We start from the raw sequence: 24492 nt of genomic DNA, 5'->3' as shown, positions 1-24492 counted from the left end.
CGTGGACAGCGGGAGTCTGGCGGCGGCCGGGCTGCTGGCGGCCCTGAACCGGGCGTCGGAGATCCTCGCGGACTTACGCCATCCCTTCGTGAGAAGCGAGCGCTTCTCCTACTTCTTCCCTCCCGCGGGCGCCAGGACAGGCGCCACCTTCATCCTGCCCGACGGTCGCGAGGTGCGGTTCGAGGTGTCCATCGCCGTCTCGGGCGGCGCCTTCCACGTGGCGGGCGCGATCACGGCGGAGGGTGAGTCCCTGCTCGACCTGCCGCGCAAGAGCCTGACCGGAGTCTCCGACGCTCTCGCCGTGCTCGACGACTACGCGGGGGAGGTGGCGGCCCCGGCGGGACGGCTGATCGACCGGCTCCTGGACGGAGTTGTCTGATTGTCAGACAGTAAGGCACAATGGCGAGCATGAGGAAGGGACCGCTCGCCGTCGTCGGCGCGTCCGTGCTCTGGGGCACGGCGGGCACGGCCGGGCTGCTCGTCTCCGCCGACTCCGTGGCGCTGGCCGCCGCGCGGCTCGTCATCGGGGGCACGGCGCTCGCGCTCCACGCCGGAGCCGGCCTCAGGAGCGCGTTCAGGCCGGGGCTCCTGCCCGCCGCCGCGGCGGTGGCCGCCTACCAGCTCTGCTTCTTCGCCGCGGTCGGCCGCACCGGTGTGGCCATCGGGACGGTGGTCGCGATCGGCAGCGGGCCCATCTTCACCGGGCTGCTCTCCTGGCTCCTGCACGGCGGCAGGCCGAGCGGGCGCTGGACCGTCGCCACCACGGCGGCCATCTGCGGGTCCGCCGCGCTGATCGTCGGCGGCGGGGCGCAGGCGGGTGGGGAGGTGGTGTCGGGGGTGCTGTTCGCGCTGCTGGGCGGGCTGCTGTACGCCTTCTACGCCGTCATGGCGGCCCGCGAGATCGGCCGGGGGGTCAGACCGGACGCCGTGATGGGGGTGATGTTCGGCGGGTCGGCGGTGATCATGTTGCCGATCCTGATGGCGAACGGGGTCTCCTGGCTGGGGGAGCCGCGCGGGCTGGCCGCCGTGCTCTATCTCGGGCTCGGCACCACCGCCCTGTCCTACTTCCTGTACGGCCGAGGGCTGCGCACCACCCCCGTGGCCACGGCCGCCACGCTGGCGCTGGCCGAGCCGGCCGTCGCGGCGCTGCTCGGCCTGGTCGTGCTGGGCGAGCGGCTCGCCCCGGTGTCCGTCGCCGGGCTCGTCCTGCTGGCCCTGAGCCTCGTCGCGGTGGCCGTACCGGAAAGAAGGCAGGAAAGGGCGTTAGAGTCGCAGCCGTGACGTTGCCGCTCAGACCCGTCTCCACCGTGGGCGCGCTCGCCGACGCCCTGCGCAGCAGGGTGCTCTCCGGCGAGATCGCGCCCGGCACCCCGCTGCCCGAGCAGGAGATCGCCGCGTCCTACGGCGTGGCCAGGCCGACCGTACGGGAGGCGCTGGCGACGCTGGTGCACGAGGGCCTGCTCAGGCGCGAGCGCAACCGCAGCGCCTACGTTCCGGAAGTGACGCTTTCCGATCTCGACGATCTCATGTACGTCCGGCGGCCGCTGGAGGACCTGATGGCCCAGGCGGTGGCCGGGCGCCGGGTGCCGGAGGCCGACGCGGCCCTGCACCGGATGGCCGCGCTCCCGGCCACGGCGCCGTGGTCGGAGAGCGTGGCCGAGCACATGGCGCTGCACGAGGCGCTGATCGAGGCGGTGGGAAGCCCTCGGCTCGAACGCCTCTACGGCGCCCTGGCCGCCGAGACCAGGCTCGGGCTGGTCCGGCTGCGCGAGGTCTACGAGGACAGGGAGGTGCTGGTGCGCGAGCACCGCGAGCTGCTCGACACGATCGCCGAAGGGCCGCGGGACGCGGCGCGGGCGGCGGTGGCGGCGCATCTCGGCCACTCGTGGGGCGGCCGCCACCGCTGAGGCGTTCAGGGGCGGCGAATGCGTGCCCGGCAAACGCCCTCCATTGCGGACGAACCCTTGCGGGACCACCCCTGAACTCGCAAGAATCGCGCCCATGCACGGCAACCCGATGCCGGACTCCTACGTGTACGTCACGGAAGAGGGCGTCACCCGTCACTACGCTGACGGCAGCGTCGAGGCTCTCGCCTGGGAGGACGTCGTCGAGGTCCGTGTCGCCACGGAAGCCGGCGCGGACGTCCTCTACATCCTGCTCGACCGCGACGGAGAGGGTTGCGTCGTGCCGCGTTCCGCCACGGACGCCGGCTTTCTCGCCCGCCTGCGCTACCTGCCGGACTTCGACCTCGACCGGCTCGCCCTGGCCGCCGACTCCACGCGTGACGGGGTGGTGGTCGTGTGGCGCAGCCCGGATCCGCCGTCGGCGCTGCCGGACCTGGAGTACGACTAGCGCGACCGGCTGGACAATTCACGAATTTGTCGCCGTATTTCATCGTTCACTGCCACTTCTGGACCGTTCCGTCAAGCCCTCATGCGGCTCGGCAATCGTCCGATTGTGGACATATACCGTTATTCCCCCTACTCGAATCGATCTTTAATCTTTAGTGGGGGCCGCCGCCCTTGATTGTTCGAGGGACTTGTCAACCCGTGTGGTGCAAGGAACGTCAAGTCCCGATCGGAAAACCTGCTGAACGGACCGCCGCCACGGCCTGACCGGAGGAGGCGCCGGTGCGGTGGTCGATGAGCAGGTCTCCTGTCGGGAACAGCGGTGCATCGAGTATCAGGTGGTGTTATGAGGGTGGGGACTGGGGAGTCCGCTGTCGTGCTCCTCGAGGCCGTACCACGTCGTGCGTCGAGCATCTGGACGCGGGCGTACCTGCGGCTCCTGTTATCCGGCGACACGATGTGCGTGCTGCTCGCGTGCGTCTGCGTGCTGGGTGTCCGGCTCGTCGCCGGCGTGTACATTCCGCCGGCCGAATATCTGCTGGGTTCCGGCCTCGTCGTCGCCTGGCCCGTCGCGCTCATGATGGGCGGCGCCTACCGCCAGCGCGCCAACGGCGAGGGCACCGACGAGTTCAAGGCCGTCTTCAACGGCGGCGCCGGGCTGATGGCCACGGTCGCCATCATGGCCTATGCCACGCAGACCACGATCGCGCGCAGTTTCGTCATGGCGATGTTGCCGCTCGCGCTGCTCGCCACGCTCTATTTCCGTTATCGCATGCGTAAACGTCTGCACCGGAGAAGAGCGGTGGGCGAGTACATGCGCCAGGTGGTCGCGGTCGGGCACCGGGAGTCGATTCTCGACCTCGTGCTGCAGTTCAGGCGCCAGCCCTATCACGGGATGCGCGTGGTGGGGGCCTGCCTTCCCGAGGGCCACATGGACGTCGACCTGGACGGTGTTCCGGTGCTGGGCTCGTTCGGCGACGTGGCGAGCGTGGTGGAGCGCGAGAAGGCCGACGCCGTGGCCGTCCTGGCCTGCCCGGAGCTGGACGGGGCGGCGCTGCGCAGGCTGGCCTGGAGCCTGGAGACCGCGCGTACCGACCTCTTCGTCGCGCCCGCGCTCCTTGACGTGGCCGGGCCGCGCATCAGCATCAGGCCGGTGGCCGGGATGCCGCTGCTGCACGTGGAGCATCCGGAGTTCGACGGCACGAAGCAGCTCGTCAAGAGCATGTTCGACCGGCTCGTGGCCGGGGCCGCGCTGCTGCTGCTCGCCCTGCCGCTGCTGGCGATCGCGCTGGTGATCCGGCTGACGAGCCCGGGGCCCGCGCTGTTCTTCCAGGTCAGGGTCGGCAAAGGCGGCGAAGAATTCCGCGTCGTGAAATTTCGTACGATGGTGGTGGATGCGGAGCAGCGCAAGCGTGCACTCCTCGACGCGAACGAGTTCGACGGAGTGCTCTTCAAGATGAGGAACGATCCAAGGATCACCCGGGTAGGCGCCTACCTGCGCAAATACTCGCTCGACGAGCTGCCCCAGCTCCTCAACGTCATCCGCGGCGAGATGTCCCTCGTCGGCCCGCGCCCGCCGCTGCCGGAAGAGGTCGGCAAGTACGGGGCCGACGTCCGCCGCCGCCTGGTGGTCAAACCGGGCATGACCGGGCTCTGGCAGGTAAGCGGCCGCTCCGACCTGACGTGGGAGGAGTCCGTACGCCTCGACCTGCGGTACGTGGAGAATTGGTCGCTCATCCTCGACCTGCAGATTCTCTGGAAGACCTGGTCCGTCGTCACCCGCGGAGAAGGGGCCTACTAGCTGTGAAAGCACTCGTGCTCGCCGGAGGGTCGGGCACACGGCTGCGGCCCATCACGCACACCTCGGCCAAGCAACTCGTGCCGGTCGCCGGCAAACCTGTCCTGTTCTACGGCCTGGAGGCGATCGCGGCGGCGGGGATCACCGAGCTCGGCATGGTGGTCGGCGACACCCAGGCCGAGATCGAGGCGGCCGTGGGCGACGGGTCGGCGTTCGGGCTGCAGGTGACGTACCTGCGGCAGGAGGCGCCGCTCGGGCTGGCCCACGGCGTGCTGATCGCCCGCGACTTCCTGGGCGACGACGACTTCGTCATGTACCTGGGCGACAACTTCATCGTGGGCGGCATCACCGACCTGGTCGCCCGGTTCGCCCGCGAGCGGCCCGCCGCCCAGATCATGCTCACCGAAGTCGGCGACCCGCGCCAGTTCGGCGTGGCCGAGCTCGACGGCGCGGGGCGGGTCGTCGGCCTGGAGGAGAAGCCCGCGCGGCCCAAGAGCGATCTGGCGCTGGTCGGCGTCTACCTGTTCAACCCGGCGGTGCACACGGCGGTGGCGGAGCTGAAGCCGTCGTGGCGGGGCGAGCTGGAGATCACCGACGCCATCCAGTGGCTCATCGAGGCGGGACTGCGCGTCGAGTCATCCGTGATCACCGGCTACTGGAAGGACACCGGCAACGTCACCGACATGCTGGAGGTCAACCGGCTGGTGCTGGAGTCGGTGGAGCCGCGCGTGAGCGGGCACGTGGACGCGGCCAGCGACCTGGTGGGCCGGGTCGTGGTCGAGCCGGGCGCGGTGGTCGAGCGCTCGCGCGTGGTCGGCCCGGCGATCATCGGCGGCGGCGCGCGGATCCGCGACAGCTACGTCGGCCCGTTCACCTCCATCGGCGCGTCGTGCACGATCACCGGCAGCGAGATCGAGTATTCGATCGTGTTGCCCAGGGCCTCCATCGAGGGCGTGGGCCGGATCGAGTGGTCGCTGATCGGCCACGACGTCGAGGTCACCCCCGCGCCCCACACACCCAGAGCCCACCGTCTCGTGCTGGGCGATCACAGCAAGGTGCAAATCAGTTCATGAGAATTCTGGTGACGGGTGGCGCGGGGTTCATCGGCTCCCACTTCGTGCACGGCCTCGACGGTGCGGACGTGACCGTGCTGGACAAGCTCACGTACGCGGGAAGCCGGGCCAATCTCGGCGGGGCGCGGCACACGTTCGTGCACGGCGACGTCTGCGACGCCGGCCTGCTGGCCGAGGTCGTGCCCGGCCACGACGTGGTGGTGAACTTCGCCGCCGAGTCCCACGTGGACCGGTCGATCGAGGGGGCGGCCGCGTTCGTGCGCACCAACGTGCTGGGCACGCAGACGCTGTTGCAGGCGTGCCTGGAGGCCGGGGTGGCCAAGGTGGTGCAGGTGTCGACCGACGAGGTGTACGGCACGATCGAGTCCGGCTCCTGGACCGAGGACGCGCCACTGGCGCCGCGCTCGCCGTACGCGGCCTCCAAGGCGGGCGCCGACCTGATCGCCCGCTCCTACGCGATCACCCACGGAATGGACGTCTCCATCACCCGGTGCGGCAACAACTACGGGCCCCGGCAGTACCCCGAGAAGATCATCCCGCTGTTCGTCACGCGGCTGCTGCGCGGCGCGACCGTCCCGCTGTACGGCGACGGCGGCAACGTGCGCGACTGGATCCACGTCCAGGACCACTGCGCGGGCATCCGCCTGGTGATGCACAAGGGCGAGCCCGGCGAGGTCTACCACATCGCGGGCACGGCCGAGCTGACCAACCTGGAGCTGACCGGCCGCCTGCTGGAGGCCTGCGGCCGGGACTGGGACCTGGTCGAGCACGTCGAGGACCGCAAGGGCCACGACCGCCGATACTCGCTCGACGACGCGAAGCTGCGCGCCCTGGGCTACCGGCCGGAGATCCCGTTCGAGCAGGGGCTGAAGGACACCGTGCGCTGGTACGCCGAGCACCGGGGCTGGTGGGCGGCTTGACAGGAGGCGTCATGAGATGGCTCATCACGGGCGCGGGCGGCATGCTGGCCACCGACGTGCTCGACCGTACGGCGCTGACCGGCGACCCGGTGGTGGCGCTCGCCCGCAGCGAGCTGGATCTGCGCGACCGGCGCGCGGTGCGCGACTTCGTGTGCGCCTACCGCCCCCGAGCGGTGATCAACTGCGCGGGGTGGACCGCCGTGGACGAGGCCGAGTCGCGCGAGGCGGAGGCGCTGGCGGTCAACGGGCACGCGGTGCGCTGGCTGGCCGAGGCGTGCGACCAGGCCGGGGCGCGGCTGGTGCACGTGTCGACCGACTACGTCTTCGACGGCGCGAGCGCGGCGCCGTACCGCGAGGACGCGGCCACCGGGCCGGTCAACGCCTACGGGCGCACCAAGCTGGCGGGGGAGCGCGCGGCGCTGGAGCACGGCCATTACGTCGTGCGGACCGCCTGGTTGTACGGCACGGCCGGCACCGACTTCGTCCGGACCATGATCAGGCTGGCCGGTGAGCGGCCGTTCGTGGACGTGGTCGACGACCAGCGCGGGCAGCCGACGTGGGCGGCCGACCTGGCCGACTTCCTCGTACGGCTGGCGCAGTCGGATCTGCCGCCCGGCGTCTACCACGGCGCCTGTTCGGGCGAGACGACGTGGTACGGCCTGGCCAAGGAGGTCTTCACGCTGCTCGGCGCGGACCCCGGGCGGGTGCGGCCGGTGACCAGCGCCGACTGCCCGCGCCCCGCGCGGCGTCCGGCCGGCAGCGTGCTGGCCTGCACCAGAGCGGAGCCGCTGCGCCACTGGCGGGCGGCGCTGCACGCGGCCTGGCCGGTCATCGCCGCGAATGCGGGGCCTCAATGCAACGTGGCGTAGAACTCCTGGCACGCACGATAGTCCGGCAGCAGCCCGGCCGCGAGCGCCTCGTCGAGCGAGGGAGCCGCGGCGTCCTTCTCCGACAGCACGGGCTCCACCTCGGGCGGCCAGCCGATCGCGAGCGCCGGGTCGAGCGGGTGGACCCCGTGCTCCCGGCCCGGCGCGTACGGCTGCGAGCACAGGTAGACGACCGTGGCCTGCTCGCTGAGCGCCATGAAGGCGTGCCCGAGCCCTTCGGCGACGAGCATGCCGCGCCGCGTGCGGTCGTCGAGCGTCCGCGCCTCCCAGCGGCCGAACGTGGGCGAGCCGGCCCGCAGGTCGGCGACCACGTCGAGAACGCTGCCGGACACGCACATCACGTACTTCGCCTGGCCGGGCGGCACGTCGGCGAAGTGCACGCCCCGCAGCACCCCGCGGCCGGACACCGAGCAGTTGACCTGGGCGAGGTCGAACCGCCGCGGCAGGTCGGCCGCGCGGAACGCCTCGAGGAACGAGCCACGGGGGTCGGTGTGGACGCGCGGCGTGTGCACCCACGCGCCGTCGATGCCGAGGGGATCCATGGGGCGCACAGTACCAATGAGAAACACCCATCTTCCGGAGCGTGCGAATGACCTCTTGCCGTTTATGCGGCTCCACCGACATGACCGGCGTCGTGGACCTGGGGGCGACGCCCCCGTGCGAGCGGGTCCTCACCGCCGGCCAGCTCGACGAGCCGGAGCTCACCTTTCCGCTGCATCTGCGCGTGTGCACGTCGTGCTGGCTGGCGCAGATCCCGCCGCTGATCTCCCCCGAGGAGACCTTCACCGACTACGCCTACTACTCCTCCTACTCCACCTCGTGGGTGGAGCACGCCCGCTCCTTCGTGGCCGGGCTCGACCTCGGGCCCGGCTCCTTCGTGGTCGAGGTGGCCAGCAACGACGGCTACCTGCTGCGCCACGTGGTCGATCGGGGGGTGCGCTGCCTGGGCGTCGAGCCGTCGGTGAACGTGGGCGCGGCGGCGAGGGAGCGTGGCGTGCCGACGGTGACGGCGTTCCTGACGCCGGAGAGCGCGCGGGAGATCGTGCGGGAGCACGGGCGCGCCGGCCACGTCGTGGCCAACAACGTCTACGCGCACATCCCCGACGTGATCGGCTTCACCGAGGGGCTGCGCACGCTGGTCGCCGACGACGGGCTGGTCTCCATCGAGGTGCAGCACCTGCTCACGCTGATCGAGCGCAACCAGTACGACACGATCTACCACGAGCACTTCCAGTACTACACCGTCGCCTCGGCGCAGCGGGCGCTGGCGAGCGGCGGCCTGGCGGTGGTGGACGTCGAGCTGCTGGACACCCACGGCGGCTCCATCCGGTTGTGGGCCAGGCCCGTGGAGGCCGGCGTCGCGCCGTCGCCGCGCGTGGCCGACGTCCTGGCCCTGGAGAAGGCGGCCGGGCTGCACGAGATCGCGGGCTACGCCGAGTTCGCGGGGCGGGTGGCGCGGGTCCGGCGTGACCTGCTGCGCTTCCTGGTCGGCGCCGCGGACGCGGGCCGGACGGTGGTCGGGTACGGGGCTCCCGGCAAGGGCAACACCCTGCTCAACCACTGCGGTGTCCGGCCCGACCTGCTCGCGTACACGGTGGACCGCAACCCGTACAAGCACGGCAAGTTCACGCCGGGCGCCCGTATCCCGATCTTCCCGCCGGACCGGATCGCCGCCGACCGGCCGGACTACGTGCTCGTCCTGCCGTGGAACCTGCGCGACGAGCTGGTCGAGCAGCTCGCGTACGTCCATGACTGGGGTGGCCGGCTGGTCTTCCCCATCCCCATGTTGGAGGTCGTGTGAAGGTCGTCCTCTTCTGCGGCGGGTACGGCACGCGGATGCGCACCGGGGCGCCGGGCGACGTGCCCAAGCCCATGCAGCTCGTCGGCCCGAGGCCGCTGCTCTGGCACGTCATGCGCTATTACGCGCACTTCGGTCACAAGGACTTCGTGCTCTGCCTCGGCTACGGCGCGGAGCACATCAAGAGCTTCTTCCTCACGTACGAGGAGACCGCCTCCAACGACTTCGTGCTGCGCGGCGGCGACATCGAGCTGCTGGGCAGCGACATCTCCGACTGGACGGTCTCCTTCGTGCACACCGGGATCGAGTCGTCGATCGGCGAGCGGCTGCGCCGCGTGCGCGACCACCTCGGCGGGGACGAGATGTTCCTGGCGAACTACGCGGACGTGCTCACGGACGCGCCGCTGCCGGAGATCATCGACAGGTTCGCCGGGTCGGACGCGGGCGGCTCGCTGATGGCCGTGCCGCCGCCGGGGACCTTCCACTGCGTGGGGATCACCCCGGACGGGCTGGTCGACCAGATCACGGCGGTCACCGAGATGCCGTTATGGGTCAACGGCGGATATTTCGTGTTACGCCAGGAAATCTTCGACCACATCCCGGAGAACGGCGACCTGCTCGTCGACGGGTGCAAGGAGCTTGCCAAACGCGGACGGCTGCTCGCCTACCCCTACCGCGGCTACTGGCGGCCCACCGACACCGTCAACCAGCGGATCGAGCTCGACCGCGCCTACGCGCGCGGCGACCGCCCGTGGGCCCTGTGGGAGCGTACGACGTGAACCGGCTCGTGCCCGCGGGGCTGCGCCGGGTCGCCGCGCTGGCCGCGCACTGCGACGACATCGCCATCGGCGCGGGCGGCACCCTGCTCGCCATCTGCACGTCGCACCCCGGCGTGCAGGTCGACGTCCTGGTGTTGTCGGGCGGCGGCACCGAGCGCGAGCACGAGGAGCGCGCGGCGCTGGCCGCCTTCTGTCCCGGCGCGGACCTGCGGATCACCGTGGCCAAGGTGCCCGACGGGCGGCTGCCGGCCCACTGGGACGAGGCCAAGACGGCGGTCGAGGAGCTGCGCCTGCGCACCGAGCCCGACCTGATCCTCGCGCCCCACGCCGGCGACGCCCACCAGGACCACAGAGGGCTGGCGCGACTGGTGCCCACCGCCTTCCGCGACCACCTCACGCTCGGCTACGAGATCCTCAAATGGGACGGCGATCTCGGCCGGCCCAACGCGTACCAGCCGCTCGACCTCGCGCTCGCCGAGCGCAAGGTCGCCCTGCTGCAGGAGCACTATCCGTCGCAGCGCCGGCGCACCTGGTTCGACAGGGAGGCGTTCCTCGGTCTCGCCAGGATCCGCGGCGTCCAATGCCACGCACGCTACGCCGAGGCCTTCTACCTCGACAAACTCTCGCTCGACCTAGCAGGAGGCTGAAACGACATGCGTGTTCTGCTCACCGGGCACCAGGGCTACCTCGGCACCGTCATGGCCCGGCGACTCGCCGCGGCGGGCCACGACGTGACCGGCCTGGACTCCGGGCTGTTCGCCACCTGCGTGCTCGGCCCGGAGCCCGCCGACCCGCCCGGCCACCGCCTCGACCTGCGCGACGTACGAGCCGAGCTGCTGGAAGGCGTCGACGCGGTCATCCACCTGGCCGCGCTCTCCAACGACCCGCTCGGCGCGCTCGCGCCCGAGCTGACCCACGCCATCAACCACCACGCCTCCGTACGGCTGGCCAGACTGGCCCGCGACGCCGGCGTACGCCGCTTCCTGTACGCCTCCACGTGCTCGGTGTACGGCGCATCAGGCGGGGACGAGCTGCTCGGCGAGGACGCCCCGCTCCGGCCCGTCACCCCCTACGCCGAGTCGAAGGTCCGGGTCGAGGACGAGCTGGTGGAACTGGCCGACGACCGCTTCACCCCGGTGTTCCTGCGCAACGCGACCGCGTTCGGGTTCTCGCCGCGGCTGCGCGCCGACATCGTGCTCAACAACCTCGTCGGCCACGCCCACCTGACCGGCGAGGTGCGGGTGTTGTCCGACGGCACCCCGTGGCGGCCGCTCGTGCACGTGGCCGACATCGCCGACGCCTTCGCCGCCATGCTCGACGCCCCTCGCGAGGCCGTGCACGCCAGGGCGTTCAACGTCGGCGGCGAGCAGAACAACCTCACCGTGGCCGACATCGCCGGGCACGTCGTGGAGGCGGTGCCCGGCTCGCGGCTGCTCATCACGGGCGAGACCGGGGCCGACCCGCGCTCGTACCGGGTGGACTTCTCCCGGATCAGGCAGGCGCTGCCCGGCTTCCACGCCCGCTGGACGGTGAAGGCGGGCGCGGTCGAACTGGCCGAGGCCTACCGGGCCCACGGGCTGACCGAGGCCGGCTTCCAGCGGCGCTTCACCCGGCTCGCCTGGCTGGCCGAGCGGCGGGCCGCCGGCACGGTCTCCGCGGAGCTGCGGCCGTGACGGGAGAGGAGATGCACGCCCTCGTGGCGCGGCTCTACCCGCTGTGCCGCTCCATAACGGGCGACGGGGTGCGCGCCACGCTCGCCATCCTCGGCGAGCACCTGGACCTGGACGTCCACGAGGTGCCGACCGGCACGCCGGTGCTCGACTGGACGGTCCCCAAGGAGTGGAACATCCGCGACGCGTACGTCATGGACGCGGCCGGCCACAGGGTCGTCGACTTCCGGCGCTCCAACCTGCACGTCGTCGGCTACAGCGTCCCCGTGTCGGCCACGATGACGCTGGCGGAGCTGCGGCCCCACCTGCACACGCTGCCCGAGCAGCCCGACCTGGTCCCCTACCGGACCGGCTACTACGCCGAGACGTGGGGGTTCTGCCTCAGTCAGCGCACGCTCGAAGGCCTCGGCGAGGGGCCGTACACGGTGGTGATCGACTCGACGCTGGCCGACGGACACCTGACGTACGCCGAGCACGTGGTGCGCGGGCGCACGACGGACGAGGTGCTCATCTCGTGCCACACGTGCCACCCGTCGCTGGCCAACGACAATCTCGCCGCCATCGCCGTGGCGACCGCGCTGGCCTCCCGGCTGGAGCGGCCGCGCCTGACGTACCGCTTCGTGTTCGCGCCGGGCACGATCGGCGCCATCACCTGGCTGGCGCGCAACCGCGAGCGCGTCTCCAGGATCAGGCATGGGCTCACGCTGGCCTGCGCGGGCGACCGCGGCCCGCTGACCTACAAACGCAGCAGGCGCGGGGACGCCGGGATCGACCGGGTGATGGCGCACGTGCTGCGGGACCGGCCGCACACGATCACGGACTTCTCGCCGTACGGCTACGACGAGCGCCAATACTGCTCGCCCGGCTTCGACCTGCCCGTCGGCAGCCTCACCAGGACGCCGTACGCGGGCTATCCGGAATACCACACCTCGGGCGACGACCTGGGCTTCGTCTCGCCGGAGTCCATGGCGGGGACGCTGGAGGCGCTGTGGTCGGCCGTGCAGGTGCTGGAGGGCGACGGCCGCTACCTCAACCTGAGCCCGTACGGCGAGCCGCAGCTCGGCAGGCGCGGCCTGTACGGATCACTCGGCGGGCGGAGCGACACGAAACAGGCGCAGCTGGCGATGCTCTGGGTGCTGAACCTGTCGGACGGCGCGCACAGCCTGCTGGACGTCGCCGACCGGTCAGGGCTGCCCTTCGGCGTGGTGGCCGAGGCGGCGGGGGCTCTGGAGGCGGCAGGGCTGCTGAAGAGGGAGGACGCGTGAACCTGCGGGTGGGCGATCTCGTCGAGGTGCGCAGCGAGGCGGAGATCCTGGCCACGCTGGACGAGCGGGGCGAGCTGGAGAGCCTGCCGTTCATGCCGGAGATGGCGCGCTTCTGCGGCCGGCGGATGACGGTGCACAAGGTCGCGCACAAGCTCTGCGACACGATCAGCCGTAGCGGCATGCGCCGGATGGAAAGGGCCGTGCACCTGACCGGAGCACGCTGCGACGGCGGGGCGCACGGCGGTTGCCAGACGGCCTGCTCGCTGTACTGGAAGGAGGCCTGGCTCAAACGGGTGGAACCGGACGAACCGCAGGCCCCGTCCAGGCCCGAGCCGGAGCTGCTGCCGCTCCTGCGGATCAACACCCGCAAGGACGCCGGCCACTACTCCTGCCAGGCCACCGAGCTGCTCAGGGCGGCGCCGTCCTGCCTGCCGTTCCGCGACCTCGGCCAGTACGTCACCGACGTGCGCAGCGGCAACGCCAGGGTGGCGGCGGTGGCGCGCGCGTTCCTCGTCGGGCTGTTCAACCGGTTCCAGGAGCTCAGCAAGAAGGTCCTGCCGCGACGCCTGTGGATCAGGCGCGGGCTGCGCTGGGGCTTCGTCGAGGGACGGGCCGGCCGGGTCACTCCGACAGAGGAACTCGACCTGAAGCCGGGCGAGCTGGTCAGGATCCGGTCGAAGGAGGAGATCCTCGGCACCCTCAACGCCGACCTGCTCAACCGCGGTCTGGGCTTCGAGGAGGAGATGGCCCGCTACTGCGGCAGGACGGCACGGGTGCGCGCCCGGGTCGAGCGCTGCCTGGACGAGCGGACCGGCCGCATGCTCAGCATGAAGAGCCCGTGCATCGTCCTCGACGACCTCGTCTGCGAAGGCGTCTACAACGCCAACTGCCCGCGCGAGTTCGTGCCGTTCTGGCGGGAGATCTGGCTGGAGAGGCTGCCGCCGGACGACGGGGACGCCCCATGAGCGCCGGGCGACGGGGACGCCCATGAGCGAGGCCGGCGAGATCGGCAGGCAAGCGGGGCGCGGTCTGCGCTGGAGCCTGCTCGGCAACCTGGTCATGAAGGCGGGCTCGTTCGTGATGAGCCTGGTCCTGGCCAGGCTGCTGGTGCCCGAGGACTTCGGCGTGTTCGCCATCGCCCTGGCCGCCGGCCAGTTCGTCATCTACGTCAACGACGCCGGGGTGATCTCCGCGATCGTGCAGTGGCGCGGCAGGCTGGAGGAGGTCGCGCCCACGGCCACGGTGGTGGCCATCCTGTCCAGCGCCGGCCTGTACGCGCTGTTCTGGGTCATCGCGCCGTTCTACGCCCGGCTGGCCGGCAGCGAGGACGCCACCTGGGTGATCCGCATCCTCATGGCCACCAACCTCGTCTACGGGCTGACCGCGGTCCGCAGCGCCGCACTGATGCGCACGTTCCGGCAGGACAGGCTGGCCTGGGCCAACCTCGCCGGGTTCGCCGCCAACGCCGGCGTCTCCATCACCCTGGCCGCGAACGGCGCCGGCGCCTACAGCTTCGCCTGGGGCCAGCTCAGCGGGGCGGTGCTCACCGGAGTGCTGGTCGCCGTCCTGGCCGGGGTGAGGTTCGAGCTCGGCTTCGACCGCGCGGTGGCCGGCAGGCTGCTGCGCTTCGGGCTGCCGCTCTGCGCCGGCCTCGGCATCGAGGGGCTGCTGCTCAACGTCGACGCGGTCATCGTCGGCGACATGCTCGGGCCCGCGCTGCTCGGCTTCTACCTGCTGGCCTTCAACATCTCCAGCTGGGTCCCCGGGCTCGTCGGCACGGCCATCCGCTACGTCGCGCTGCCCAGCTTCTCGCGCCTGGCCGAAGAGGGCGCCGAGCCGTTGCGGGCCGGCGTGCGGCAGGCGGTGCCGCTGCTGGCGACACTGGTGCTGCCGGTCGCCGTGCTCATGGGCACGCTCGCTCCCGCCATCGTGGAATTCCTCTACGGCGCCCGCTGGTCGCCGTCGGCCGAGGTGCTGCGCTTCCTCGCGGTCGTCATGGCCGTGCGCATGCTGACCCTGCTGATCACCGACGTGCTGGCCGCGACCGGCTCGACCAGGTCGCCCATGTGGGTGAACCTGGCCTGGGCGCTCGCGCTCGTGCCCGCGCTCATGGCCGGAGCCCGGCTCGGCGGCATCGCGGGCGCCGCCGTGGCGCACGCGGTCATCGCCGTGGTGGTGGCGCTGCCGCTGCTGGGGGTGGCGCTGCACCGGTCCGGCGTGCCGCTGCGGCTCTTCGGCGCGGGGCTGGCCCGCCCGCTCGCGGCCGCCGTGCCGGCCGGACTCGTCATGGCCGGGCTGTCCGCGCTCGTCGACGGCGCGTTCGCCGAGTTGTGCCTGGCGGGCGGCGCGGGGCTGCTGGTCTTCGTGCTCGTGGCGGTGCCGCGTGCCGTGCTGGAGCGACTCGTACGTCAAGGGAGAGCACATGCCGGAACCTGAACTCGTCTCGATCGCCCTGCCCGTGCGCAACGGCGCCGACCGGCTCGAAGGCGTGATCGGTTCGGTGCTGGCCCAGGACTATCCGCGCATCGAGCTGGTCGTCTCCGACAACGCCTCCACGGACGGCACCGAGGAGCTCTGCCGCGACCTGGCGGCCGGCGACCCCAGGATCGTCTACCACCGGCATCCGCACGACGTCGGCCTGCTCGCCAACTTCACGCACGCGGCGCGGATCTCGCGCGGCGCGTACGTCCGGTGGATCGGCGACGACGACCGGCTGGAGCCCGCCTGCGTCTCGCGCGCCATGGCGGCGTTCGCGGCCGACGAGCGGATCATCCTGGTCACCAACCAGGTCTCCTACAGCCGGCCGGACGGCACGCTCACCACCACCGCCTATGAAGGCAGGGGCCTGGGCTCCGACGACCCGGTGGAACGGTTCACCGAGATGCTCAGGCTGCTCAACGAGAGCCCGTTCCTCATCGATCCGCTCTACGGCCTGCTGCGCCGCGCGCCGGCGGTCGGCATCCCGCGCAGGAACATGCTGCGCGAGGATGAGGTGTTCGCCGCCAAGCTGGCGCTGGCCGGGCCTTGGGCGCACGTGCCCGAGGTGCTGTCGCACCGCAACTGGCGGCTCGAACGCATCTCGGGCCTGGCCCGCCGCCTCGACGTGCCGTCCTGGCAGTCGCACGCGGCGAACACGCTGCAGTGCGGGGAACTGCTCCGATGGGTGCGCGACGCCGGCCTCACCGGCGACGAGCGCCGCCGGGCGCGCTCCGCGGTGCTGCGCATGTACGTCCGCCGCCAGCGCCGGACGATCTCCCACCGGAGCCGCAAGCTGCTGTCCATGGCCCGGTTGGTGTAACGGCGTTCGTGAAAAGGGCGATTTCCACTTTGCAACGGTACAAAAGTCGACGGGGGCGGAAATAGTGCGCTTCTGGACAACCGTCTGGAGTCTGGCCAGGAAGAAGATGATCGGGCCGCCTGTCGCCGTCGTGGCTATCGGGCTCGCCCTGGCCGCGTACTTCCTGGTCCCGAGCCGCTACGTCTCCACGGCCTCCATGGTGCTCACCGTGCCCGCCACGGGCGGGACGCTGGAGACCGGCCCCCAGCAGCGGCCCGGGCTGACCAACCCGCTGCTGCAGTTCAACGACGCCCTGCGGACGACCGCCGGCATTCTCATCCTGTCCACCAACACGCCCGAGGTCGCCGCCGAGCTGGGCGTGACGGAGGACGGCCCGACCGTCCTGACCGTCAACGACGGGCGTACCAACCCGGACCTGCTCGGCATCAGCACCAACGGGCCGTTCGTCTACGTCGAGGTGGAGAGCACCTCTCCGGCCGTGGTCAGGGAGGTCATGCGCAAGGCGCGGCTGCGCATCAGGGTGGAGCTGGCCAGGCGGCAGACGGCGCTCGGCGCGCCGGTGAGCACGCACATCGGGATCCTCGACGTGATGCCCGCCTCGGTGCCCCGGCTCGTCGTGACGGACCGCCTGCTGGGCGCGGCCTCGGGCGGCCTGCTCGGGGTGGTGGCGGGGCTGGGCGTGGCCTACGGCGTCCAGCGCCTGCGCGCCGCCCGCCGCGCCGCCGAGCCCGGCCCTCCGCAGCCCGTCGCCGAGCACACGTCTGAGCCCGTCACCGAACCCGTCCCTGAAATCGAGCGGGAGGACGCTCAGGTCGACTCGACGACCTGAGCACACCGCCGGATCGCGGCCATCCTGGCCTCGTGCGGGGTGCGTGACTTGGCGGAGATCATCATGCCCACCGCGTCAGGGGGCAGCCGGTCGGCGAAGGCGACCGCCTGGGCCTCGTCCCACGGCTCGTGGTGGTAGCTGAGGTGGCAGATCGTCGTGTTGACGGGCGGCGACGCCTTCAGCACCTCGTCGACGAACACGCCGTACAACACGAACTCCGAGACGTGCAGCCGCCCGTTGAACGCGTCGAGCCAGTCGCGGCCGGTGACCTCGGTGACGCGGCGCCGCATGGCGAGCACGATGTGCGGGTCCCAGAACGTCAGCGCGGTCACGTAGTCGGGCAGCGGCGGGGGCGGCGGAGGCGGCAGTCCGAGCAGTTCGCGGGCGACCCGGTGCCACAGGAGGTGCCGCTCCATGTCGGCGGTCACGGCGTTCTCGACCCGGTGGAGGCAGAGCCGCCCGTCCACGCTGAACGACTCGGCCGTGGTCGGGCGGACGAGTACGGCGTCGGAGTCGACGATGAGCAGGGCGTCGGCGTCGATCAGGCCGGCGGAGGCGATCTTGACGGTCTGCTGCATGACCCAGCCGCGCAGCGGGGGCCACGGGCGGCGGCAGTTGACGTGCACGTCGGTGAAGGGCACGCGGACGTACCTGCGGGGCAGCAGCTCCGAGCGCAGCCACAGGCGGCAGCGCGGGCCCTCGAACCCGGCGAAGGCCCGCCGGTCGCGGGCGGGCACGAAGACGTGGTGGACGGTGTCGTCCGAGGTGTGGCGGAGCACGGACCGGTGCAGGTCGGCGAAGAGGGCGGCGTCGGGGGCGTAGGAGGGCGTGATGACCGCCAGCTTGCTCACGGGCCGACTCCCATCGTGAAACGCCTCTGCCTTCCCTTATCGGGCAGCCAGAGGCGGTGTTACACGGTTATGTAACGCTCCACCCCATTCGCGGCGACATCCATGAGGCAGGACTCGCAGGGAGGGCACGTGGATTTCTGGGGGACCGTCCTCGTCCTGGCGCGACGCCGGCTCGTCGCGATCCCGGCCTTCCTGCTGGCCGTCGGCGCCGCGTTCTACGCCTACTCCACGATCCCCGTCACCTACACCGTCTCCGCGGTCCTCGTGCTCACCGCGCCGACCAGCGGCGGGACCGTGCCACCCGACCCCGGCCAGCCCGTCCCGCAGGTCAACCCGCTGCTCAACTTCGGCCACGGGCTCGACGTCGCCGCATCGATGCTGATCAACGTCATGAGCACGCCGGACATGGTGGCCGAGATGGGCGTGCGCCCCGACGGCGACACCACCTACGCCGTCACCAACGGCACCAACAACCTGGAGTCGCTGGCGACGGGCCCCCTGGTCTTCGTCGAGGGTGAGAGCCGTACGCCCGAGGCGGCCACGCGGATGGCCCGCGCCGTCATCGAGCGGGTCCGGCAGGAGCTGGACGTGCGCCAGCGGCAGGTGCAGGCGCCACCCGAGACCTACATCACGATCAGCGAGACGGTGCCGCCCACCACGCCTGTGCCGCAGCAGGGCAGGAAGCTGCGCTCCGCCGCCGCGGCGCTCGGTCTGGGGATGATCGCCGCCCTGTGCGCCGCGTTCGCCGCGGAAAGCCTTTCAGCGGCGCGCAGGGCAGGTTTCCCCCGGTTGCCGGGAGCCCGCCGCGAACGGGACCCCGAACCGGCCGGCGGCGGGCAGGAACCGGTCACGGCCAGGAAGCCGGGGTCGTAGCCGGTGGCCGCCGCGACCTCCGGCGCCCCGCCGCTGCCGGGGCGCGCCGACGGCGCCACCGTCGCCGCCGTCTTCACCGTGGTCCTGCTGGTCGTGCCCGCCCGGCTGGTGCTCAAGTATCTGCCGCTCTCCCTCACCCCCGCGAACGTGGTCAGCATCGCGGCGGCGCTGCTGTGGTTGTGCGCGCAGCTCACGCTCACCCTGGGCGTCGCGAAAGGGCGCAACCCCGTGCGCACGGTCCTGTTCGCCTACTTCACCGCGATGCTGGCGACCTTCGGGTTCACCACGTACGGGCACATGGACTCCGACGAGCTGAACCTGAGCGACCACTCCTTCGTTCTGGTGATCGCGACCGTCGGCATCGCGCTCACGGTCTGCGACGGCGTGCGGGGCCTGCGCCGGCTCGACTTCGTGCTGAAGACGCTGGTGGTGGCCGGCGCGGTGATCTCGGTGATCGGCGCCTTCCAGTTCCTGTTCTCGGTGGACCTGACCAGGTTCATGGAGCTGCCTATCCTGCGCTACAGCACAGAGGGCGACTCGTTCGTCCTGGAGCGGGCCGACCTGCGCCGCGTCGCGGCCACCACCGGCCACCCCATCGAGTTCGGCGTCACCTGCGCCATGCTGCTCCCGCTGGCCGCCCACCTCGCCGTCAAGGCGCGCCTGCGCGGTGAGCCGGCGTTGCGCTGGTGGGCGTGCACGCTCCTCATCGGGCTCGGCCTGATGTTCTCCGTGTCGCGCTCCGCCATGCTGAGCCTGTTCGTGGCCGGCGTGGTGCTGTTCATCGGCTGGCCCGCGCGGCAGCGGCTGCGGGCGCTGCTGGCGGGCGCCGGGTTCGTGGCGGTCATCTGGATCGCGGTGCCCGGCCTGCTCGGGGCCATCGCCGGGCTGTTCACCGACCTCGGCAACGACGAGAGCATCCAGTACAGGACCCACGACTACGCCGTCGCCGGCCAGGAGATCGGCCGGCACTTCTGGCTCGGCCGCGGCCTGGGCACGTGGTACGCCCCCAAGCACCAGATCTTCGACAACCAGTACATCCTGTCGATGGTGGAGACCGGGCTGATCGGAACCGTGGCGTACGCGTCGGTGTTCGTGGTGGCCTGCTACGCGGCGCTGCGGGCCCGGCACCTGAGCGCCGACCCCGGCGACCGCGACCTCGGGCTCACCGTCGCCGCCTGCCTGCTCGTGCCGCTCGCCGGGTCGTTCACCTTCGACCTGCTGTCGTTCGCGACCGTGACCGGGATCGCGTTCGTGCTCGTCGGCGCGGCCGGCGCGCTGCTGCGGGCCGCGCGGGCCGATCAGCTCTCACCCTCGCAGGCCAGCGGGCCGACGATCGAGGTGACCCGATAGCTCTCGTCGATGGTGACCAGCTCGTTGCCGGACCACTCCGTCCTGCCGCACTCGGAGTCGACCGGCCCGTACACCCACGACTTGTCGACCAGCTTGTTGCCGCGTACGACCTGCTTGCCGCGGGCGTTGCGCACCTGGAGGCTGAACGTGCCGCCCATGATGAGATTGTCGGTGACGACCACGTGCTGCGACTTCTCGTCGACCAGGAAGACGGGCGCGGTGATGTGCTTCGCCTCGCGCTGGTCGACGGTGTTGTGGTAGAACAACAACCCCTTGCCGCCGTTGTAGGCCTGGATGCCGTCGGAGTGGTCGCCGGGGTTCGAGCAGAGCTTCACGAACGAGTCGCGGATCTCGACGTCGTCGCCGGAGACCCGGAAGCCGTCGCTGTGCCCCTGCACCAGGACCCTGGTCGCCGTGTACTTGTCGTAGCCGATCCCGGGCAGCGGCTCGCACTTGTCCGTGGTGCCCACCGTGGTGTCGGCGATGGCGAACCGGAACGACTCGGGGCCGTCGGAGTTGATCACGTCACCGTCGATCACGCTGTTCCTGACGGTCACGTCGTCGGCGTGGATCAGCAGGTGGCCGGGCACGTGGACGCCGTCGAGCACGGTGCCGGGCTTTCTGACGCGGTAGGCGACGTTCTCCGTGTCGAGCCGCATCCTGGTCAGCTTGATCCCGCGGGGCGCGCCCGTGCAGGCCGGGGTGGGATGGTCGGGGCAGGACGAGCCGTCGGACCTGGTGATGCTCGGCGTGGGGGTGGGGCTCGGCGGCGGCTCGGCGGGTGCGGCCTGGCAGGCCGTGGCGAGCACGATCACGGCCGGCACGATCACGGCCAGCGGCAGGCGGAGAGCTTTGCGCATCGCTCAGCCGCCCAGCCGCCGCAGCAGGCCGGCCCACGAGCCCGCCTCCTGGTCGCGCCGGCTGACCTCGGTGACGGGCAGCGGCCAGGCGATCCGCAGATCCGGGTCGTCGTAGCGGACCGCCAGGTCCTCGGTGGGATCGTGCGGCCTGTCGATGCGGTAGCAGGTGTCGGCGGGCTCGGTGAGCGCCTGGAAACCGTGCAGCAGGCCCGGGGGCACGTACAGCGTGACGAAGTCCTCGTCGTCGAGCCGCACCGCCATGCTGCGCCCGAACGTCGGCGAATGCGGCCTGATGTCCACCAGCACGTCGTGGACCGCGCCGCGGGCGCACCTGACGAGCTTCGCCTCACCCTGGCCCGACCGCCCGTGCAGGCCGCGTACGGTGCCGCGCCGCGAGCGCGACTGGCTGTCCTGGACGAAGGTCTCGGGGGCCAGGCCGGCCCCGGCGGCGACGGCCGCGTCGAAGGTCCTGGTGAACAGGCCGCGGCTGTCGTGGTGCGGCGTCGGCCTGAACAGCACGACTCCGTCGAGCTCGCCCTGCTCTGCTTTCATGTGTCGACCTTCCTGGAGGCGGTCCGATGAAGCCGGTGGTCAGCGTCGTCATTCCGGCGCACAACGAGGAGCCGGTCATCGCGGAAGGGCTGGACCTGCTGCTCGCCGGGACCGCGCCCGGCGAGTTCGACGTCGTCGTGGTGGCCAACGCCTGCACCGACCGCACCGCGCGGGCCGCGGCCCGGCCGGGCGTGCGGGTCCTGGAGACCGCGACCCCAGGCAAGGCCCACGCGCTGCGGCTGGGCGACGCGGCGTGCGCGACCTTCCCGCGCGTCTACCTCGACGCGGACGTGCGGATCGACGCCGGCTCCGTGCGGGCGCTCGCCGCCGCGGCCGCCCGGCCGGGCATGCTCGCCTGCGCGCCCGCGCCGGAGTGGGACCTGACCGGTACGGGCCCCGTGGTCCGTCGCGTGCACCGGGTGCACGACCGGCTCATCGCGCCGGCCAGGGCGCTCGCGGGCGTCGGCGTCTACGTGCTGAACGAGCGCGGGCACGCGAGAGCCTTCCCGCTGCCCGACGTGATCTCCGACGACGGCTGGGTGGACGGCTGCTTCACCGGCGACGAACGGGTCGTGGTGGCGCGGGCACGCTCCGTCGTGCGTCCCGCCCGCACGGTCCGCGCCCACCTGCGCCGGCGGGTCAGGGTCAGGCAGGGCAACCGGCAACTCGCCGGGCTGGGCGTGCCCGCCCGCCCGCTGCGCCCGCGTGCCCTGGGCGCGTTGCTGGCCTCGCGTACGGTCGGCCCGCTCGACGCCGCCTGCTATCTGGCCGTCCTGGCCCTGGACCGGCTGCTCACCAGGCTCCGCGGCGGCAGGACGAGCTGGGGCACCGACGCCGGCAGCCGTCACCGCGACCCCACGGCGGCCTCGTAGGCCGCCAGTAACGCCGCCTTCGAGTGCTGCCAGGACAGCGGGCCCGCGACCCTGGCACGGCCGATCTCGCCCATCCGCCGCCGCTCGTCCGGGTCGTCGAGCAGGCGCGCGATCAGCTTGGCGAACTCCGACTCGTCGTTCGCGGGCGCGTACAGGGCCGCCTCGCCCGCCGACACCCGCGCCTCGCGCAGCTCGAACGAGACGATGGGCCTGGCCATGGCCATGTACTCCATGATCTTGTTCATGGTCGAGACGTCGTTGAGCGGGTTGAGCGGGTCGGGCGACAGGCACACGTCGGCCGTGGACAGATAACGCAGCAGGTCCTCGTCGGGGATCCTGCCGGTGAACTCGACGGCGTCCGCCAGGCCCAGCTCGCGGGAGAGCGCCACCATCGCGTCGAAGGTGTCGCCGCCGCCGACGAACACCGCGTGCCAGTCCGTACGCCCGTGCTCGTCGCGCAGCCGCGCCAGGCTGCGCAGCGCGTAGTCCACGCCGTCCTGCGGCCCCATCACGCCCAGGTAGCACAGCAGGTACGGCTTGCCGCGCCGCAGGCTCTCGTCGGGCGGCACCTGGCGGAACCGCTCGACCGCCGGGGCGCTGCGCACCACGAAGACGTCCTCGGGACGTTTGCCGCCCCGCGACAGGGCCACCTGCTTGTAGCTCTCGTTGGTCGCGATCACCACGTGCGCGGCCCGGTACGTCATCCGCTCCAGCCGGCGCACCGCCCGGTACAGCAGGTCCTCGCCCCGGTCGAAGCGGGACAGGTAGAGCTCGGGCACCAGGTCGTGCTGGTCGAAGACGAACCGCGTGCCCTTGCCCCGCATGGCCCGTGCCACCAGGAAGAACAGGTCAGGCGGGTTGCAGCCGTGCACCACGTCGAACGTGCCGAGCCGCCTGGCCAGGCGGACGGTGTGCCACAGCGCCGAGCCGTATTCACGCAGGTAGCCGAGGGGGCCGCCGGTGGCGGCGCGCAGCGGGTAGCGGTGGATGTGGACGCCGTCGATGACGGCCTCGGGCTCGGTGTCCTGCTTGACGCCCCGCGGGCAGACGACGTGCACCTCCCAGCCGGCCTGGTGCAGGGCCGTGCACTCCTGCCAGACGCGCCGGTCCATCGGTACGGACAGATTCTCGACGAGGATGAGCGCTCTACCACGCAATGCCTGTGTAGTCCCTTCTGCCCCGCTGGGTCTCCGCGTCAGGAACGCGTACGAGATCGACGATCCTTCGCTCGCCCGCGCGGCTCAGCGCGTCGAGCACCGTGGGGTCCGCACATCCGATCACGCACACCTCGGCGTGCCGGAGCACCTCGTCCACCGAGTCGGCGAGCAGCTCGCCCAGGTGGGGAAGGCGTTCGGCGATGTAGGCGCGGTTGGCGCCCACCAGCCGCGACAGGGTCACGTTGGCGTCGTAGATGCGCAGGTCGTAGCCCTTGCCGAGGAGCCGTTCCGCGAGTTCGACGAGAGGGCTCTCGCGCAGGTCGTCCGTGCCGGGTTTGAATGACAGCCCGAACAGGCCGATCCTGCGCCGGCCGGCGGCGATGACCAGGTCGAAGGCGCGCTGGAGGTGCGCCTCGTTGGCGGGGAGCACGTGGGAGAGCAGCGGGACGGACACGTCTGCCTTGCGGGCCGCGTAGACGAGGCCGCGCAGGTCCTTGGGCAGGCAGGAGCCGCCGAAGGCGAAGCCGGGCCGCAGGTAGGCGGGGCTGATGTTGAGCTTGCGGTCGGCCAGGAACACGTCCATCACGCGGTGCGAGTCGAGGTCCATGGCCTGGCAGATCGCGCCCAGCTCGTTGGCGAAGCCAATCTTCACCGCGTGGAAGGCGTTGTCCGCATATTTGGCCATTTCGGCGACAGGGATCGGCACCCTGAAGACGTCGCCGGGCAGCCCGTCGTACAGCGCGGCGACCACGTCGCCCGCGGCCTCGTCCGACTCGCCGATCACCGTCTTGGGCGGAGCGAAGAAGTCGCGCACGCTGGTGCCCTCGCGCAGGAACTCGGGGTTGACCGCCACCCCGAAGTCCACTCCCGCCCGCAGCCCCGACGACAGCTCCAGGATCGGGACGAGCAGGTCGGCGCAGGTGCCCGGCAGCATGGTGCTGCGGAAGACCACCACGTGACCCGGGGCCAGCGAGCGGCCGATCTGCTCGGCCACCCGCTCCAGGAAGGTCGTCGACAGGCTGCCGTTGGGCGCCGACGGGGTGCCCACGCAGACCAGCGACACCTCGCTGTCCCTGACGGCCTGGGCGGCGTCCGTGGTGGCGCGCAGCGCGCCGCCGGCGACGGACGTCGCGACCAGCTCCCCGATGCGCTCCTCGACGATCGGCGCGCGGCCGTCGTTGATGAGATCGACCTTGGCCTGGTTGACGTCGACGCCCACGACCTGGTGTCCCATGGAGGCCAGGCAGGCCGCCGAGACGCATCCGACGTAACCGAGTCCGAAGACACTAATTCGCACAGCCGCCTCCGTTTG

General features: G+C 71.6%; 26 protein-coding genes. 20 read left to right on the top strand and 6 right to left on the bottom strand.

Translation table 11 applies throughout. The features are described 5' to 3' along the window. Nucleotide 1: 1 nt before the first annotated feature. From ABGA98_RS06250 to rfbD, 8 genes are all read left to right on the top strand, one after another. On the top strand, nt 2–379 hold the full coding sequence (locus ABGA98_RS06250; protein ID WP_347617185.1) for a hypothetical protein: 378 nt from the start codon (nt 2–4) through the stop codon (nt 377–379). 29 nt (nt 380–408) lie between these two features. Beyond that, nucleotides 409–1281, top strand: a complete 873-nt coding sequence (locus tag ABGA98_RS06245; protein ID WP_347617184.1) for an EamA family transporter — start codon at nt 409–411, stop codon at nt 1279–1281. Continuing rightward, entirely contained in the window at nt 1278–1907 is a 630-nt protein-coding gene (locus ABGA98_RS06240) for a GntR family transcriptional regulator (protein WP_347617183.1), read from the top strand. The genes ABGA98_RS06245 and ABGA98_RS06240 overlap by 4 nt, the downstream gene beginning before the upstream one ends. Nucleotides 1908–2001: 94 nt before the next feature. Further along, on the top strand, nt 2002–2352 hold the full coding sequence (locus ABGA98_RS06235; protein ID WP_347617182.1) for a hypothetical protein: 351 nt from the start codon (nt 2002–2004) through the stop codon (nt 2350–2352). Nucleotides 2353–2694: 342 nt separating this feature from the next. Then, entirely contained in the window at nt 2695–4149 is a 1455-nt protein-coding gene (locus tag ABGA98_RS06230) for a sugar transferase (RefSeq protein ID WP_347617181.1), read from the top strand. A gap of 2 nt (nt 4150–4151) precedes the next feature. Further along, nucleotides 4152–5219, top strand: a complete 1068-nt coding sequence (locus ABGA98_RS06225) for a glucose-1-phosphate thymidylyltransferase (RefSeq protein ID WP_347617180.1) — start codon at nt 4152–4154, stop codon at nt 5217–5219. Then, nucleotides 5216–6139: a dTDP-glucose 4,6-dehydratase gene (rfbB, locus tag ABGA98_RS06220; RefSeq protein ID WP_347617179.1), complete on the top strand. Its 924-nt coding sequence runs from the start codon at nt 5216–5218 to the stop codon at nt 6137–6139. The genes ABGA98_RS06225 and rfbB overlap by 4 nt, the downstream gene beginning before the upstream one ends. 11 nt (nt 6140–6150) lie before the next feature. Further along, nucleotides 6151–7008 carry a dTDP-4-dehydrorhamnose reductase gene (rfbD, locus tag ABGA98_RS06215; protein WP_347617178.1) on the top strand — a complete coding sequence of 286 codons (858 nt, stop codon included), beginning with the start codon at nt 6151–6153 and terminating at the stop codon, nt 7006–7008. On the opposite strand, the gene rfbC is transcribed toward rfbD, so the two are convergent. Beyond that, nucleotides 6990–7568: a dTDP-4-dehydrorhamnose 3,5-epimerase gene (rfbC, locus tag ABGA98_RS06210; RefSeq protein ID WP_347617177.1), complete on the bottom strand. Its 579-nt coding sequence runs from the start codon at nt 7566–7568 to the stop codon at nt 6990–6992. The two genes, rfbD and rfbC, sit on opposite strands and share 19 nt — an antisense overlap. A gap of 47 nt (nt 7569–7615) precedes the next feature. Between rfbC and ABGA98_RS06205 the strand changes: the two genes are divergently transcribed. The 9 genes from ABGA98_RS06205 (at nt 7616) to ABGA98_RS06165 (ending at nt 16665) form a co-directional block, all read left to right on the top strand. Continuing rightward, nucleotides 7616–8827 (top strand): class I SAM-dependent methyltransferase, encoded by a 1212-nt coding sequence (locus ABGA98_RS06205; RefSeq protein WP_347617715.1) that lies wholly within the window; start codon nt 7616–7618, stop codon nt 8825–8827. Then, entirely contained in the window at nt 8824–9603 is a 780-nt protein-coding gene (locus tag ABGA98_RS06200) for a glucose-1-phosphate cytidylyltransferase (RefSeq protein ID WP_347617176.1), read from the top strand. The genes ABGA98_RS06205 and ABGA98_RS06200 overlap by 4 nt, the downstream gene beginning before the upstream one ends. Further along, nucleotides 9600–10250, top strand: coding sequence for a PIG-L deacetylase family protein (locus tag ABGA98_RS06195; RefSeq protein WP_347617175.1), 651 nt, complete (start codon nt 9600–9602; stop codon nt 10248–10250). Before ABGA98_RS06200 ends, ABGA98_RS06195 begins: the two co-directional genes overlap by 4 nt. Nucleotides 10251–10256: 6 nt before the next feature. After that, the gene (locus tag ABGA98_RS06190; protein WP_347617174.1) at nt 10257–11276 is read left to right on the top strand and encodes an SDR family oxidoreductase; all 1020 of its coding nucleotides are present in this window, start codon (nt 10257–10259) and stop codon (nt 11274–11276) included. Continuing rightward, a complete protein-coding gene (locus ABGA98_RS06185; protein ID WP_347617173.1) occupies nt 11273–12538 on the top strand; it encodes a DUF4910 domain-containing protein in 1266 nt (421 codons plus the stop codon). Before ABGA98_RS06190 ends, ABGA98_RS06185 begins: the two co-directional genes overlap by 4 nt. Further along, a complete protein-coding gene (locus ABGA98_RS06180) occupies nt 12535–13503 on the top strand; it encodes a hypothetical protein (protein ID WP_347617172.1) in 969 nt (322 codons plus the stop codon). Before ABGA98_RS06185 ends, ABGA98_RS06180 begins: the two co-directional genes overlap by 4 nt. A gap of 22 nt (nt 13504–13525) precedes the next feature. Then, nucleotides 13526–14974, top strand: coding sequence for an oligosaccharide flippase family protein (locus ABGA98_RS06175; protein WP_347617171.1), 1449 nt, complete (start codon nt 13526–13528; stop codon nt 14972–14974). Further along, on the top strand, nt 14961–15836 hold the full coding sequence (locus tag ABGA98_RS06170) for a glycosyltransferase family 2 protein (protein ID WP_347617170.1): 876 nt from the start codon (nt 14961–14963) through the stop codon (nt 15834–15836). The genes ABGA98_RS06175 and ABGA98_RS06170 overlap by 14 nt, the downstream gene beginning before the upstream one ends. Nucleotides 15837–15900: 64 nt before the next feature. Next, nucleotides 15901–16665 carry a hypothetical protein gene (locus tag ABGA98_RS06165; protein ID WP_347617169.1) on the top strand — a complete coding sequence of 255 codons (765 nt, stop codon included), beginning with the start codon at nt 15901–15903 and terminating at the stop codon, nt 16663–16665. Here ABGA98_RS06165 and ABGA98_RS06160 read toward each other — a convergent pair. Further along, a complete protein-coding gene (locus ABGA98_RS06160; protein WP_347617168.1) occupies nt 16644–17516 on the bottom strand; it encodes a DUF6492 family protein in 873 nt (290 codons plus the stop codon). The two genes, ABGA98_RS06165 and ABGA98_RS06160, sit on opposite strands and share 22 nt — an antisense overlap. A gap of 129 nt (nt 17517–17645) precedes the next feature. Between ABGA98_RS06160 and ABGA98_RS06155 the strand changes: the two genes are divergently transcribed. Together ABGA98_RS06155 and ABGA98_RS06150 are read left to right on the top strand one after the other, a co-directional pair. Beyond that, entirely contained in the window at nt 17646–18389 is a 744-nt protein-coding gene (locus tag ABGA98_RS06155) for a hypothetical protein (RefSeq protein ID WP_347617167.1), read from the top strand. Between the two features lie 3 nt (nt 18390–18392). Beyond that, entirely contained in the window at nt 18393–19739 is a 1347-nt protein-coding gene (locus ABGA98_RS06150; RefSeq protein WP_347617166.1) for an O-antigen ligase family protein, read from the top strand. On the opposite strand, the gene ABGA98_RS06145 is transcribed toward ABGA98_RS06150, so the two are convergent. Continuing rightward, a complete protein-coding gene (locus tag ABGA98_RS06145; RefSeq protein WP_347617165.1) occupies nt 19688–20599 on the bottom strand; it encodes a hypothetical protein in 912 nt (303 codons plus the stop codon). The two genes, ABGA98_RS06150 and ABGA98_RS06145, sit on opposite strands and share 52 nt — an antisense overlap. 3 nt (nt 20600–20602) lie before the next feature. Continuing rightward, nucleotides 20603–21151 carry a dTDP-4-dehydrorhamnose 3,5-epimerase family protein gene (locus tag ABGA98_RS06140; RefSeq protein ID WP_347617164.1) on the bottom strand — a complete coding sequence of 183 codons (549 nt, stop codon included), beginning with the start codon at nt 21149–21151 and terminating at the stop codon, nt 20603–20605. Nucleotides 21152–21177: 26 nt separating this feature from the next. On the opposite strand from ABGA98_RS06140, the gene ABGA98_RS06135 reads away from it, so the two are divergent. Beyond that, nucleotides 21178–22023, top strand: a complete 846-nt coding sequence (locus tag ABGA98_RS06135; RefSeq protein ID WP_347617163.1) for a glycosyltransferase — start codon at nt 21178–21180, stop codon at nt 22021–22023. Here ABGA98_RS06135 and ABGA98_RS06130 read toward each other — a convergent pair. Both ABGA98_RS06130 and ABGA98_RS06125 read right to left on the bottom strand, forming a co-directional pair. Further along, a complete protein-coding gene (locus ABGA98_RS06130) occupies nt 21996–23180 on the bottom strand; it encodes a glycosyltransferase family 4 protein (RefSeq protein ID WP_347617162.1) in 1185 nt (394 codons plus the stop codon). The two genes, ABGA98_RS06135 and ABGA98_RS06130, sit on opposite strands and share 28 nt — an antisense overlap. Then, nucleotides 23170–24477, bottom strand: a complete 1308-nt coding sequence (locus ABGA98_RS06125; RefSeq protein WP_347617161.1) for a nucleotide sugar dehydrogenase — start codon at nt 24475–24477, stop codon at nt 23170–23172. Before ABGA98_RS06125 ends, ABGA98_RS06130 begins: the two co-directional genes overlap by 11 nt. Nucleotides 24478–24492 lie beyond the last annotated feature (15 nt).

The organism is Nonomuraea sp. B1E8 (genome assembly GCF_039871515.1).
Taxonomy (GTDB): Bacteria; Actinomycetota; Actinomycetes; order Streptosporangiales; family Streptosporangiaceae; genus Nonomuraea.
Note: the sequence above shows the minus strand (reverse complement) of the source record. Positions and strands in the feature narration are given on the sequence as shown.

Bases quoted from the DNA above. Each gene is read 5' to 3' on its own strand.
- ABGA98_RS06140 (WP_347617164.1), bottom strand. From the start codon at position 21,151: ATGAAAGCAGAGCAGGGCGAGCTCGACGGAGTCGTGCTGTTCAGGCCG.
- ABGA98_RS06205 (WP_347617715.1), top strand. From the start codon at position 7,616: ATGACCTCTTGCCGTTTATGCGGCTCCACCGACATGACCGGCGTCGTG.
- ABGA98_RS06170 (WP_347617170.1), top strand. From the start codon at position 14,961: ATGCCGGAACCTGAACTCGTCTCGATCGCCCTGCCCGTGCGCAACGGC.
- ABGA98_RS06230 (WP_347617181.1), top strand. From the start codon at position 2,695: ATGAGGGTGGGGACTGGGGAGTCCGCTGTCGTGCTCCTCGAGGCCGTA.
- ABGA98_RS06135 (WP_347617163.1), top strand. From the start codon at position 21,178: ATGAAGCCGGTGGTCAGCGTCGTCATTCCGGCGCACAACGAGGAGCCG.
- ABGA98_RS06175 (WP_347617171.1), top strand. From the start codon at position 13,526: ATGAGCGAGGCCGGCGAGATCGGCAGGCAAGCGGGGCGCGGTCTGCGC.
- rfbD (WP_347617178.1), top strand. From the start codon at position 6,151: ATGAGATGGCTCATCACGGGCGCGGGCGGCATGCTGGCCACCGACGTG.
- ABGA98_RS06235 (WP_347617182.1), top strand. From the start codon at position 2,002: ATGCACGGCAACCCGATGCCGGACTCCTACGTGTACGTCACGGAAGAG.
- rfbC (WP_347617177.1), bottom strand. From the start codon at position 7,568: ATGGATCCCCTCGGCATCGACGGCGCGTGGGTGCACACGCCGCGCGTC.
- ABGA98_RS06145 (WP_347617165.1), bottom strand. From the start codon at position 20,599: ATGCGCAAAGCTCTCCGCCTGCCGCTGGCCGTGATCGTGCCGGCCGTG.
- ABGA98_RS06245 (WP_347617184.1), top strand. From the start codon at position 409: ATGAGGAAGGGACCGCTCGCCGTCGTCGGCGCGTCCGTGCTCTGGGGC.
- rfbB (WP_347617179.1), top strand. From the start codon at position 5,216: ATGAGAATTCTGGTGACGGGTGGCGCGGGGTTCATCGGCTCCCACTTC.
- ABGA98_RS06190 (WP_347617174.1), top strand. From the start codon at position 10,257: ATGCGTGTTCTGCTCACCGGGCACCAGGGCTACCTCGGCACCGTCATG.